At 71.0% G+C, this 12,126-nt stretch carries 12 protein-coding genes; all 12 read left to right on the top strand.

The annotated features are described in order from the left end of the window. Nucleotides 1-45: 45 nt before the first annotated feature. The 12 genes from ku to ACTWNK_RS37665 all read left to right on the top strand — a co-directional run bounded on the left by ku (nucleotide 46) and on the right by ACTWNK_RS37665 (nucleotide 12,126). Nucleotides 46-939: a non-homologous end joining protein Ku gene (gene ku, locus ACTWNK_RS37720; RefSeq protein WP_474309696.1), complete on the top strand. Its 894-nt coding sequence runs from the start codon at nucleotides 46-48 to the stop codon at nucleotides 937-939. A gap of 77 nt (nucleotides 940-1,016) precedes the next feature. Continuing rightward, a complete protein-coding gene (locus ACTWNK_RS37715) occupies nucleotides 1,017-1,913 on the top strand; it encodes an alpha/beta fold hydrolase (protein ID WP_474309695.1) in 897 nt (298 codons plus the stop codon). Between the two features lie 45 nt (nucleotides 1,914-1,958). After that, on the top strand, nucleotides 1,959-3,140 hold the full coding sequence (gene moeZ, locus ACTWNK_RS37710) for an adenylyltransferase/sulfurtransferase MoeZ (RefSeq protein ID WP_474309694.1): 1,182 nt from the start codon (nucleotides 1,959-1,961) through the stop codon (nucleotides 3,138-3,140). A 100-nt stretch (nucleotides 3,141-3,240) separates the two neighbouring features. Next, nucleotides 3,241-3,918, top strand: coding sequence for a hypothetical protein (locus tag ACTWNK_RS37705; RefSeq protein WP_474309693.1), 678 nt, complete (start codon nucleotides 3,241-3,243; stop codon nucleotides 3,916-3,918). Next, nucleotides 3,912-5,162, top strand: coding sequence for a S8 family serine peptidase (locus ACTWNK_RS37700; RefSeq protein WP_474309691.1), 1,251 nt, complete (start codon nucleotides 3,912-3,914; stop codon nucleotides 5,160-5,162). Before ACTWNK_RS37705 ends, ACTWNK_RS37700 begins: the two co-directional genes overlap by 7 nt. Nucleotides 5,163-5,365: 203 nt before the next feature. Then, on the top strand, nucleotides 5,366-6,172 hold the full coding sequence (locus tag ACTWNK_RS37695; RefSeq protein ID WP_474309690.1) for a hypothetical protein: 807 nt from the start codon (nucleotides 5,366-5,368) through the stop codon (nucleotides 6,170-6,172). Further along, entirely contained in the window at nucleotides 6,166-7,344 is a 1,179-nt protein-coding gene (locus ACTWNK_RS37690) for a S8 family serine peptidase (RefSeq protein WP_474309689.1), read from the top strand. Before ACTWNK_RS37695 ends, ACTWNK_RS37690 begins: the two co-directional genes overlap by 7 nt. Before the next feature lie 75 nt (nucleotides 7,345-7,419). Next, a complete protein-coding gene (locus ACTWNK_RS37685; protein ID WP_474309688.1) occupies nucleotides 7,420-7,803 on the top strand; it encodes a hypothetical protein in 384 nt (127 codons plus the stop codon). Beyond that, nucleotides 7,791-8,129 carry an MGMT family protein gene (locus tag ACTWNK_RS37680; RefSeq protein ID WP_474309687.1) on the top strand — a complete coding sequence of 113 codons (339 nt, stop codon included), beginning with the start codon at nucleotides 7,791-7,793 and terminating at the stop codon, nucleotides 8,127-8,129. Before ACTWNK_RS37685 ends, ACTWNK_RS37680 begins: the two co-directional genes overlap by 13 nt. Nucleotides 8,130-8,368: 239 nt before the next feature. Beyond that, nucleotides 8,369-11,125 (top strand): CDP-glycerol glycerophosphotransferase family protein, encoded by a 2,757-nt coding sequence (locus ACTWNK_RS37675; RefSeq protein ID WP_474311116.1) that lies wholly within the window; start codon nucleotides 8,369-8,371, stop codon nucleotides 11,123-11,125. 48 nt (nucleotides 11,126-11,173) lie between these two features. Further along, nucleotides 11,174-11,749: a MarR family winged helix-turn-helix transcriptional regulator gene (locus ACTWNK_RS37670; RefSeq protein ID WP_474309686.1), complete on the top strand. Its 576-nt coding sequence runs from the start codon at nucleotides 11,174-11,176 to the stop codon at nucleotides 11,747-11,749. Beyond that, the gene (locus ACTWNK_RS37665; protein ID WP_474309685.1) at nucleotides 11,746-12,126 is read left to right on the top strand and encodes a nuclear transport factor 2-like protein; all 381 of its coding nucleotides are present in this window, start codon (nucleotides 11,746-11,748) and stop codon (nucleotides 12,124-12,126) included. The genes ACTWNK_RS37670 and ACTWNK_RS37665 overlap by 4 nt, the downstream gene beginning before the upstream one ends.

The following is a 12,126-nucleotide window of genomic DNA, read 5'->3' as shown; positions in this document are numbered from 1 at the left end:
TGTGCCCATTGGTGAGTAAAACGGATCTTTTTCCGGGGAGAGGCCATGCGCAGCATCTGGAAGGGCGCGATCTCCTTCGGCCTGGTCACGATCCCCGTGAAGCTGTATTCGGCGACCGAGCAGAAGGACGTCACCTTTCATCAGGTCCACCGCGAGGACGGCGGCCGGATCAAGTACAAACGCGTCTGCACCGTGTGCGGCGAGGAGGTGGCATACGCCGACATCGCCAAGGGCTACGAGCTGGCGACCGGCGAGATCGTGGTGCTGACCGACGAGGACTTCGAGGACCTGCCGCTGACCACCTCGCGCCGCATCGACGTGCTGCAGTTCAGTCCGGCCGACCAGATCGACCCGATCTACTTCGCCAAGTCCTACTTCCTGGAGCCGGACGCCCAGGGCGCCAAGCCGTACGTGCTGCTGCGTGACGCGTTGGAGCGGTCCGGGCAGGTGGCCGTGGTGAAGGTCGCGCTGCGGCAACGGGAGTCGCTGGCCACCCTGCGGGTGCGCGACGGGGTGTTCGTCCTGGAGACGATGCTCTGGCCGGACGAGATCCGCACGCCCGACTTCGCCTTCCTCGAAGAGGAGGTCGAGGTACGGGCGCAGGAGCTCACGATGGCCGAGTCGCTGATCACCACGATGGTGGCCGACTTCGAGCCCGCCGAGTACCACGACACCTATCGCGAGGCCCTGCAGCAGGTCATCGAGGCCAAGGTCGAGGGCAGGCAGGTCATCGCCGCGCCCGAAGGCGCCGACGAGGGCAAGCCGTCGGTCGACCTCATGGCCGCCCTGCGGGCCAGCGTCGCCGCGGCCAAGAAGGAACGCGCCGAGGCGGCGACGGCGCGCGAGCCGTCGGCCAAGGACAAGTCCAAGAACAACGAGGCCAAGAACGCGGCCAAGACCGAGGAGAAGCCCAAGAAGCGAGCCCGCAAGTCGGCCTGACGGCCGATAGGACGCACCCCCCGCGCCGGGTTATCGTCGGGACAGTTGCCGTCGGGACAACGGGGGGAGAACACACGGTGGACGGACCCATAGCGCACTGGCCAGGCCGCATGCACGGCCCTGTCCACGTCCGCTCGACGCCGCAGGACGCACCCGAGCAGGCCGTGTTCGTGCACGGCCTGGCCGGATCTGCGACCAACTGGACCGATCTCATGGACGAGCTGCGCGACCAGGTCACCGGCCATGCCGTCGACCTGCCCGGCGCGGGGCACTCGCCCGAGCCCGCCGACGGCGACTACTCGGTCGGCGCGCACGCCAAGGCCGTGATCGGCCTGCTGGAGGAGACCGGCCCGGCGCACCTGTTCGGCAACTCGCTCGGCGGCGCCGTCTCCGTACGCGTCGCCGCGCTGCGCCCCGACCTGGTCACCTCGCTCGTGCTCGTCTCGCCCGCGCTGCCCGACCTGCTGCCCAGGTACGGCCCGGCGCGGGTGGCGATGTCGGCGGCGCCGAGGCTGGGGGAGTGGGTGGCCGAGAAGCTCAAGCTGCTTCCGGCCGAGCAACGCATCGAGGCGACCCTGGCCATGTGCTACGCCGACGTGGGCAACGTGCATCCCGACCGCAAGCGTGACGCCGTGAGCGAGCTGCTCAGGCGTGACGGCCTGCCGTACTCGGGGATCGCGATGATCAACTCGGCGCGCGGGATCGTGGCCGAGTACTTCAGGCGTGGCGAGGACAACCTCTGGCGGCAGGCCGAGCGGATCACCGCGCCGACCCTCATCGTGCACGGCCGTCGCGACCGCCTGGTGCGACCGGCGATGGCGCTACGGGCGGGGCGTGCCTTCCGGCAGGTCAGGCTGGTGCTGCTGCCCAACGCCGCGCACGTCGCCCAGATGGAGCACCCCAAGCTGGTGGCCGCCGAGGCCAGGCGTCTCATCCTGGAGACGCGATTGGGGAATGCCAGAGTGCACGGATAGGTTTGCTTCCTGTGAGAAGACCCCCTGAAACGGGAGCGTAGAAAAGTGTCGTTGCCACCGTTGGTCGAGCCGGCCGCCGAGCTCACCGTCGACGAAGTGCGCCGTTACTCGCGCCATCTGATCATCCCGGATGTCGGGATGGCCGGGCAGAAGCGGCTGAAGAACGCCAAGGTGCTGTGTGTGGGCGCCGGTGGACTGGGCTCGCCAGCGCTGATGTATCTCGCGGCGGCGGGTGTCGGCACACTCGGCATCATCGACTTCGACATCGTCGACGAGTCCAACCTGCAGCGCCAGATCATCCACGGCCAGTCCGACGTCGGCAAGCTCAAGGCCGAGAGCGCGGCGGCCTCGGTGCGCGAGATCAACCCGCTGGTGAATGTGATCATTCACAATGCGGCGCTGACCACCGAGAACGTCATGGACATCTTCTCGGGCTACGACCTCATCGTCGACGGCACCGACAACTTCGCCACGCGTTACATGGTCAACGACGCGGCCGTGCTGCTCGGCAAGCCCTATGTGTGGGGCTCGATCTACCGTTTCGACGGGCAGGCGAGCGTGTTCTGGGCCGAGCACGGCCCCTGCTACCGCTGCCTCTACCCCGAGCCGCCGCCGCCCGGCATGGTGCCCTCGTGCGCCGAGGGAGGCGTGCTCGGCGTGCTGTGCGCGTCGATCGGCTCGATCCAGGTCAACGAGGCCATCAAGCTGCTCACCGGCATCGGCGACCCGCTGGTCGGGCGTCTGATGATCTACGACGCCCTGGAGATGAAGTACCGCGACGTCAAGGTCCGCAAGGACCCCGAGTGCGTCCTGTGCGGCAAGGACCCGTCGGTCACCGAGCTGCTCGAGGACTACGAGGCGTTCTGCGGCACGATCTCCGACGAGGCCGCCCAGGCGGCGACCGGCTCGACGATCACCGCGGCCGAGCTCAAGGCGATGCAGGACAAGAACGAGGACATCTACCTCATCGACGTCCGCGAGCAGGGCGAGTACGAAATCGTCAACATCCCCGGCGCCGTGCTGATCCCCAAGGGCGAGTTCCTCAACGGCTCGGCCCTGGAGGGGCTGCCGCAGGACAAGCGCATCGTGCTGCACTGCAAGTCGGGCGCACGCTCGGCCGAGGTGCTCGCCGTCATCAAGAGCGCGGGCTTCTCCGACGCCGTGCACGTCGGCGGTGGCGTCCTGAGCTGGGTCAAGACCGTCGACCCCAGCCTGCCGACGTACTAGACCGCTTTCTCCGTTTCGGGACGGAACAAGCGCCCTTCCGGATTAGGGTCGTGGCGTGGGTCCTCGAAACCGGCCTTGGCCGGCCATGGTGGTGACGACCGTGCTGACACTCGTCTGCGCGGTCACCGCCGGTGTGGCCGCGAGCGCCGCGGGCGGTGAGCTGACCCGCGGCCCCACGGCCGCCGAGCTCGAACGGGCCGCACACCTCGAGGTGGCGGCCCGTTGGCGTGCCTGGCCCGCCGGTCGCCTGTTTCCCGCCTCGCTGCGCTACGACGCCGAGCAGGGCGGTGAGGAGCAGGCCAGACGGGTCGGCATCTCCTCCGACACGCGCTGCGCCTCGGCCGTGGACAGCAAGCTCGCGGCCAAGCTCAGGAAGGCCGGGTGCCAGGCGGTGCTGCGGGCCACCTACATCGACGCCTTGCAGGGAGTCGTCGTCACCGTCGGGGTCGTCGCCATGCCGGACGAGGCGCGGGCGGTCAAGGCGAAGGCGATCTTCCCGCAGGGGGGCAGGCCGACTCCCGGGCTGCGGGCGCTGTCGTTCAAGGACACGGTGGCCGACCGGTTCACCGGGCCCGGGCGGCAGGCGTCCTCCGTACGGCAGAACGGGCCCTACCTCGTGCTGACCACCGCCGGGCAGATCGACGGGCGACCGGCCAAGGCGCTCGGCGGGCAGCGGCCTTCGGTGTTCGCGTTCGCCGCCGACATGTCGGAGCGGCTGCTGGCCGAGCTGAGCACGCCGAAGATCCCCGACTGCCTGGCCGAGGAGTGGCAGTGCTGAGGGGCGCGCTGACGGCGGGGCTCGCCCTGGTGCCCGTGGGCGTGCTGCTGCTCGGCGTCCCTGCGGCCACGGCCTCGGCGCCGGCCTGGGACGACGTGCGCGGCAGCCAGCAGGCCGTCATCACGACGCTCGACCTGACCAGCGCCTGGACGGTGACCAGAGGCAAGGGCGTGCTGGTCGCCGTGCTCGACTCGGGCGTCGACCCCGACCACCGCGACCTGGCCGGCTCGGTGACCGAGGGCAAGGACTTCACCGAGGGCGCCAACCCGCCCGGTGTCGAGCCCAAGCGCCTGCACGGCACCTACATGGCCTCGCTCATCGCCGGGCACGGGCACGGGCCCGACGGCGGCAGCGGCATCATCGGGGTGGCGCCCCAGGCCAAGGTGCTGTCGGTCCGGGTGATCCTGGAGGACGAGGAGCCGGGCTTTCGCGATTTCAACACCGCCGAGCGCTACGAGGACGTCGTGGCCAAGGGCATTCGCTACGCCGTCGACCAGGGGGCCGAGGTGATCAATATGTCGATCTCCAAGGAGCTGGCCACGCGGCAGGAGCGGGCGGCGATCCGCTATGCGATCTCCAAGGGCGTGGTGCTGGTGGCGGCGGCGGGCAACGACGGGGCGCGCAAGCCGGGGCCAGGGGGGTTCGCGCCCTACTCCTATCCCGCGGCCTTCCCCGGCGTGGTGTCGGTGGCGGCGCTCGACGGCGGGCTGCGCAGGGCCTCCTTCTCCAACTCCAACCCCTCGGTCGTGCTGGCCGCGCCCGGCGTCGACATCCTCGGCGCGGGGCCCGGCGACGAGTACTGGGTGGGCAAGGGCACCTCGCAGGCCACCGCGCTGGTGTCCGGGGTTGCGGCGCTGATCAAGGCGAAGTACCCGAAGATGTCGCCCGCGCTGGTCTCCCAGGCGCTCACCGCGGGCGCGACGCAGCGGCCGGAGGGCGGCTACGACACCGGCACCGGTTTCGGCGTCGTCAACGCCACCCGGGCGCTGACCGAGGCGGCCAGGCTGGCCAAGCACACCCACACCGCCGCGATCGGCCGCAAGGTGCACGACCCCGATCTGCCGCTCGGAGGGGGGCACGGGGCCATCGTGGTCGTGCAGAGGGACAATGGGCGTATCACCGTCTTCGGGGCGATCGCGCTGGCGGCGGCGGTGGGGGCGCTCGGCTCGGTGAGCGTGATGGCGATCCTGGTCAAGCGCACGCGCCGCACCCAGGTGCAGGTGCAGGGGGCCCACGACGCATGATCCGGCCCTTGAGGGGGACGAACTAGACACGCCACGAACCCTGGTGAGGAGCGGTGGGAGACAAGCCGAGCAGTGCCCCACGGCGGGCCACGCCGGGACTTCCGCGCGCCCAGGACAGCGACGGCACGGGCGCAGGCGGCCCGGACCATGGCGCGGCGCGGCGTGGGTCGCCGTTGAGCGGGGCGGCGTCGCGGCGGTCGCGGGTGCGTGCCTGGCCGGCGGCGGGCAGGCGCGACGGGCTCAGCGCGGCGGCCAAGGAGCGGGCCGAGCAGGCCGAGCTGGCCCGGGGCGTACGGCTGCGCAGCGCGTTCCTGGTGCTGGTGAGCGCCATCATCGTCGTCGCGGCCGTCACCGTGCTGCTGGGCGCGGCCGGGCTCATCTCGGAGAACCGCTCACGCCCGCTCACCGCCGACGAGCAGACCCGCTACAAGCGCGAGGAGGTCGCCAGGCGCTGGCAGTCCTGGCCCGCCGCCACCGTCTTCCCCGAAGAGGTCGAGTACGCCGGCCTGGACAACGCCCAGCTCTACGCCCGCCGGGTGGCCATCGCCCCCGAGTCCGGATGCGCCGAGTCGGTCGACTCCCAGGTGTCGGGCGTGCTCGTCGCACACGGCTGCAAGACCATGCTGCGCGCCACCTATGTCGACCAGAGCGCGACCTTCGTCTTCACCGTCGGCATCGCCGTGCTCAAGGACGAGGACGCCAGGGTCTCGGCGGGCGAGTCGCTGCCGATCGACGACCGGGTGGGCGTGCACCCCGTGGCCGTGGCCGGCACGGTCGCCGACCGGTTCGGGATCGCGCAACGCCAGCGCAGCGGCTGGGTGGGCGCGGGGCCGTACATCGTGTTCTCAACGGCGGGCTATGCCGACGGGCGGACCAGGGACGCGGTGCCGCCGGAGGAGATCCTGCACAGTGAGCTGTGGCCCGCGGCGCAGTCGATCGCGGGACGCATCGCGCACTACCTGGCCGCCGCGCCGAAGGCGCCGCCCTGCACCGAGGGGAACGTGTGCTGACCCGGGCCGTGGCCGCCTTCGCGGCCGTACTCTCCTTCGCGGCTCCCGCCTCGGCCGCCCCCGAGCCGGTCCGCGAGCGCCAGGACTGGGTGCTCGACGCGCTCAACACCGAGCAGGCCTGGCGGACGACCAAGGGATCGGGCGTCACGGTCGCGGTCATCGACAGCCCGGTCGACGCCGAGGTGGGCGAGCTGCGGGGCAGGGTGACGACGGGGCCGGACATGAGCTCGACCACCTACAGCCGCGAGCGCGCCGAGCCGGGCAGGCACGGCACCGCCATGGCCGGGCTCATCGCCGGTTCGGGCGCGGGAGACGGGCTGATCGGCGTGGCGCCGGAGGCCCGTGTCCTGTCGTTGCCGCTGGTGCTCGACCAGGTCATCTCGGGCTCGGACCTGATCCAGCCCGAGGAGGACCTGTTCAGCCGGACCGAGACGCCGCTGGCCAAGGCGATCCGCTATGCGACCGACCACGGCGCCAAGGTCGTCAACATGTCGCTCGGCGGCTACGGCCCGCACCGGTCGGAGCGCGAGGCGGTGGCCTACGCGCTGCTGCACAACGTGGTGCTGGTGGCCGCCGTGGGCAACGACGGGCAGAAGAAGTACACCAAGACCAACGGCACCTCGTACTGGACCTTCCCCGCCGGGTACACCGGTGTGATCGGCGTCGGGGCCGTCGACCGGCTCGGCAAGGGCGCGCCGTTCAGCAGCGACAATCTGTCGGTCCAGGTCGCGGCTCCCGGGGTCGGCGTGCCGGTCGTGACGCCCGGCGGCGACTACGCGCTCGCGCAGGGCACGAGTCCGGCCGCCGCGCTGGTGTCGGGGGTGGCCGCGCTGATCAAGTCCAGGCACCCGGACATGCCGCCGAACCTGGTGGCCGAGGCGCTTTCCGCCAGTACGAGAGCCAGGCCGTCCGCCGGGTACGACGACAAGATCGGCTTCGGCATTGTCGACGCGGGAGCCGCTCTGACCAGGGCCGATCAGCTAGCCGACCGCAGGAGGACGGTGGCCGAGCCCGCCGATCGGCACTTCGGCGCGGGCAAGGACACCCCGGTGCCCGCCAGGCCGGGGCCGAGCGCCTGGCGCAACTGGATCTTCGCTCTCGGCACGCTGTTCGGGGTCGTGGTGTTCGGGGGTGCGGTGTTCGTGCTCAACACCCGATCGCGGCGGCGATGACCTGGCGTGACACGCCGCAGCTCAGGATGATCACGTTTCGAACGCGGTTTGCTCGCGCTGCGCGCAGGAGTCGTCGTGAATTCGCTATGGTCGCCGCTCATGGGGTACGAGTTGCGCGTTGAGCGCGAGTCGCCGCTGCATCACTCCGAACTCGCGCGCACGCTCGGCTCGGCAGGCTACGAGTTGCGCGGCGAACACGAGATCTACGCACGTCACGACGACGACGCACACACGGTCGCGCACTGGCGCGACGCCGTGATCGGCGAGCCTGGCTCCGACTGGCAGGTCGCCCATCTGGTGCGGATCGCCTCGGTGCTCGGCGGCAGGCTGGTGGGCGAGGACGGCGAGGTCTACGCCGTGACGGCCGGAATGGTGGAGCAGGTCGCGGGCGGCGTGGCCGTCGAGATCGGCAAGTACGAGCAGCTGCTGAGCTCCGGTCCAGCCCGATGGGACGCGTGAGCGGGTCCTCCTCCGGGCGGCATGCGGGGGAGCCGGGCCCTTATGCGGAGAAGGTTCTCCAACTCGTTGAACGCATTCCGCCGGGCATGGTCATGTCTTATGGCGACATAGCCGAATATCTCGGTCAGGGCGGTCCGCGTCAGGTCGGAACCGTCATGTCGACCTGGGGCGGCGGTGTGCCCTGGTGGCGTGTCGTGCACGCCGACGGCACCCCACCTCCTGGTCACGACGCCGAATGCCTGGCCCACTGGCGCGAGGAGGGCACGGCCCTGCGCCGGGGCGACCGCGCCGACATGCGCGCGGCGCGCTGGGACGGCTCGGATTAGGGCCTGTCCCGATTCGGCATGCCGCCTGGCGGGTGGCTGTGAACCAGTCCGAATGGGCCTGGACGGTTCTGCTGGAGTCAGGCAGTCGCATTACCATAGCGAGCACATAGCCTTCGAAAGGCGGTGCCTCCCCCATGGCCACCGGCGCCACTGCTCCGAGCCACAGCGATGACCTGGTCGCCGAGCGTTTGCGAGCTGTCCAGGACCTCTGCGACAGGGGAGAACCTCTCGACGCGGTGATGAAAGCCGTCGGCGAGGGCGGGCTGACTCCGGCCGAGCGCCGCCGTCTGGACGCCGAGGCGCTCAGTGGCCCGCTGGGCCTTCGCATCGACCAGGCGGTCAAGCGCGGCGCGGCCAAGCGGCGCGAGCTGGTCGAGGCGCTGCGGCCCTACCTCGCGGGCGTCGACCCCAAGGTCAAGAGCGAGCTCCCGGTCGCCAGGCGGCTGACCGTCCACCTGATCGAGCGGCGCGACGCCGCCGAGCTGATCGACGGCGACGCCCTCACCAAGGTCATCGCCGCGGCGGCCGAGCCGTCCAAGCGCATCCGCGAGGGCCTGCGGTGGTATGCCGACCTGCCCTTCCGCGACGAGCTGCCCCCCGACCTCTATCGCCTGCGCCGCTCCGACCTGGTGCCGGTCACGCAGATCGACGACATCTCCTGGCAGGGCGGGCGGCTGCGGATCAGCGGTCACGCCTACCTCGCCGGGCTCTCGGTGCGCAGCAGGCGCTTCAACATCGCCACCGTGGTGCTGCGCGGGCCGCGCTGGCTGCCTCCCGTCCGGATGCGCACCAAGCGGGTGCTCGCCCCCGAGGCCACGCACGGCGCCCGCGAGCCCGGCTGCAACTACGACTGGTCCGGCTTCAACGCCGAGCTGCGCCCGTGGTCGCTGCAGTGGCGCGGCTGGGTGCGCGCGGTCGCGAGCGGCGGCAGGCGGCTGCTGCGCCGCAGGCCCACCGTGCGCGACACCACGACCTGGCGTGCCGAGATCGTGTTCTGGAGCCGCGGCGCCCGGGCCACCGGCCTGCTGCGCGGCGCCGCCGTCGGCCGCACCGAGCGGCCCGCCGGGAAGCAGCTGCGGCCCGGCTGGTGGATCCGTCCCGTCTGGACCTCCGACCGGGCGCTGCAGGTCGTGCTGCAGCCCAACAGGGCCGAGCTCACCGCCGTCAAGCTCGACGGCGAACGACTCGAACTGACGATCTTCCTGCCCGACCGGAGTGTGACCAAGGGCCACGCCAGGCTCGGCGGGCACCGCATGGCCGCCGAGTTCACCCCTGTCGAGGGTGGCACCACCGTGTCGGTCGGCCTGGCGGTCTCGGCGCTGCTGAGCGAGAAGGACGGGCGCAGGCTCTGGGTCGAGCCCAAGGGCGACCCCGCCGCCTCCGTCATGCTCGGCGGCTCGGTCGAGACCCGCGCGGTCGTCGGCGAGCGCGAGATCACCGTGCTCGGCGACCGGCGCGACCGCATCGTCGTCTCGGCGCACCGGGTGCGCCCGGTCATCACCTCGGCCGTATGGGAGGGCGGGTCGCTGGTGCTGGGCGGCCACTACCCCGACCTGGAGGGGCCGCGCTCGCTGTCGCTGCGCCACCGCTCGGGCCTGACGTTCACCCTCCCGCTCAAGCGCGACGGCGAGCACTTCTCCGTGCGTCTGTCGCCGGGCGCGATGGACCGCTTCGGCGACAGGGTCCCGCTGTCGTCGGGCACGTGGAACCTCTCGGTCCGCCACCCGAGCGGCGAGATCGTCCCGGTCCGGGTGGAGCACGCCACGCTGCCGACACTCGACGAGGCGCCGCGCGCGGTCGACGGCCGGGCCTACCGACTGGTCTCCACCAGGTTCGACGTGCCGGTCCTCATGGTCGAGGAGGTCAGGCCCGCCGACGAGAAGGGCGTGGCGGGCACCCATGTGCTGCGCAGGGTCTACTACCCGGCCCAGCGCCAGGAGCCGCTGACCGACGCCACGGTCTACGTGGTCAACGACGGCCGCCACTACTCCGACAGCGTCAGGGCGATCTACGAGGAGCGGGTGCGCAGGGGCGACGACCGCGAGCACGTCTGGATCGTCAAGGACGGCGCCTTCAGCGCGCCCGAAGGTGCCAGGGCCGTGCGCGCGGGCAGCAGGGAGCACCACGCTGTGCTGGCCCGCTCCCGCTACATCGTGACCAACGCCTTCCTGCCGACCTGGTTCAGGGCACGCGAGGACCAGACGGTCGTGCAGACCTGGCACGGCACCCCGGTCAAGCGCGTGGGCAACGACCTGCCGCACATGTCTCGCGACCCCAGGCCCCCGGTGTGGCACCGCCAGGCCGCCGAGGTGCGGGGCTGGGACGTGCTGCTGTCGCAGAGCGCCTGGGCGACCACGGTGCTGCGCAAGGCGTTCGGCTACCAGGGCGAGATCCTGGAGAGCGGGCTGCCGCGCAACGACGTGCTGTCCTCGCCCGACCGTGAGGAGCTCGCGGCCGAGGTGCGCAGGCGGCTGGGCCTGGTCGAGGGCAAGCGTGTCGTGCTCTACGCCCCGACCTGGCGCGACTACGACCGTAAGAACAGCACGGTCAAGCTCGATCTGGCCAAGGCCAGGCAGGAGCTCGGCGGCGACCATGAACTGCTGGTACGCGCCCATCCCATGCAGGCGATGCCCGCCGTACCGGATCTGGCGCATGATGTGACGACTTATCCGGATATGGCGGATCTGTTGTTGGTGGCGGATGTGCTGGTCACCGACTACTCCTCCTCCATGTTCGACTTCGTGGCGACCGGGCGGCCGGTCGTGCTGTTCGGCTACGACAAGGACAAGTACTCCAGCAAGCGCGGCCTCTACCTCGATCTCGCCGAGCAGGCCCCGGGGCCGTTGCTCGGCACGTCGGCCGAGGTGGTCGAGGCGATCAGGTCCATCGACTCGATCGCCGCCGCCCATGCCGACCGCTACGAGATGTTCCGCCGTACCTACGCCCCTCGCGACGACGGCAAGGCCACGGTGCGCGTGGTGGACCACATCTTCTGAGGCGCTTCGCCGGACAAAATGTGGAAGTACGTAATAAAGTAGTGCTTCATGATGAAGCATGGAAGTAAATCAACGCGCCCTGACCTCGACCACGACGACGACGGACTGCTGTACGACCGGGGTGTGCGCGCGGCGATGCGCGACTTCACCGCGGGCGGCAACACGCTGGCCCTGGAGGTCGCGGCGGCGGTGCGGTCGGCCGCGCACGCCGTCGAGCGCATGCGTTCCAGGGGTGCGGAGGGCAGGGGCCTCAGCGCGGGCGCGCTCGACGTGCTGATCAGGCTCGCCGCCGTGCCCGGGACCGGTGTGAGCATCGGCGACCTGGCCCAGGCCTCGGGGGTGAGCTCCCGCAATGTGACCGGCCTGGTCGACACGCTCGAACGCGAGGGCCTGGCCCGACGGGTCCCCGACAAGGACGACAGGCGTTCGGTGCTCGCCGTGATCACCGAGGCGGGCCAGGCGTGGGTCGAGGCGTTCAGGAAGCCGACGGCGGCGGCGATGGACGCCGTCTTCAGGGGCTTCACGCCGGAGGACCTCGCCCGGATGCGCCACCTGTGCCTGCGCCTGGTCGACAACCAGCACCAACTGGAGCAGTACCTCGCCCGAACCCAGGAGAGCGCATGAGCACCGCGACCCGCCTGACCGTGCGCCGCTACAGCGACGCCAGATTCGCCGGAGACGTCCCCGAGGCCGCGGCCTGCCTGTCCACCGAGACGTTCGCCTTCGCCGGCCCCCTGATGAGCTCGACCGACCCCGAGGGCCACCTGGCGAGCCTGCCGGGCTTCGTGCGGATCGTCACCGGCGTCGACATGATCAGCGAACTGTACGGCGAGTCCGAGGCCACGCTCGTCTACGACGTCCACACCGCGACGCCCGTCGGCACCCAGCGCACGGCCGAGCACTTCAGGCTGAAGGACGGCAGGATCACCGAGATCATGATCATATTCGACGGCACCCCGTGGCAGGCGCTGCTGTCGCAGGTCACACCGCCTCCGTCCTGA

Source organism: Nonomuraea sp. IBHARD001 (assembly GCF_056106265.1).
Note: the sequence above shows the minus strand (reverse complement) of the source record. Positions and strands in the feature narration are given on the sequence as shown.

Excerpts from the sequence above, each read along its gene's own strand:
- ACTWNK_RS37665 (WP_474309685.1), top strand. The coding sequence starts at position 11,746 with ATGAGCACCGCGACCCGCCTGACCGTGCGCCGCTACAGCGACGCCAGA.
- ACTWNK_RS37670 (WP_474309686.1), top strand. The coding sequence starts at position 11,174 with ATGATGAAGCATGGAAGTAAATCAACGCGCCCTGACCTCGACCACGAC.
- ACTWNK_RS37680 (WP_474309687.1), top strand. The coding sequence starts at position 7,791 with ATGGGACGCGTGAGCGGGTCCTCCTCCGGGCGGCATGCGGGGGAGCCG.
- ku (WP_474309696.1), top strand. The coding sequence starts at position 46 with ATGCGCAGCATCTGGAAGGGCGCGATCTCCTTCGGCCTGGTCACGATC.
- ACTWNK_RS37675 (WP_474311116.1), top strand. The coding sequence starts at position 8,369 with ATGAAAGCCGTCGGCGAGGGCGGGCTGACTCCGGCCGAGCGCCGCCGT.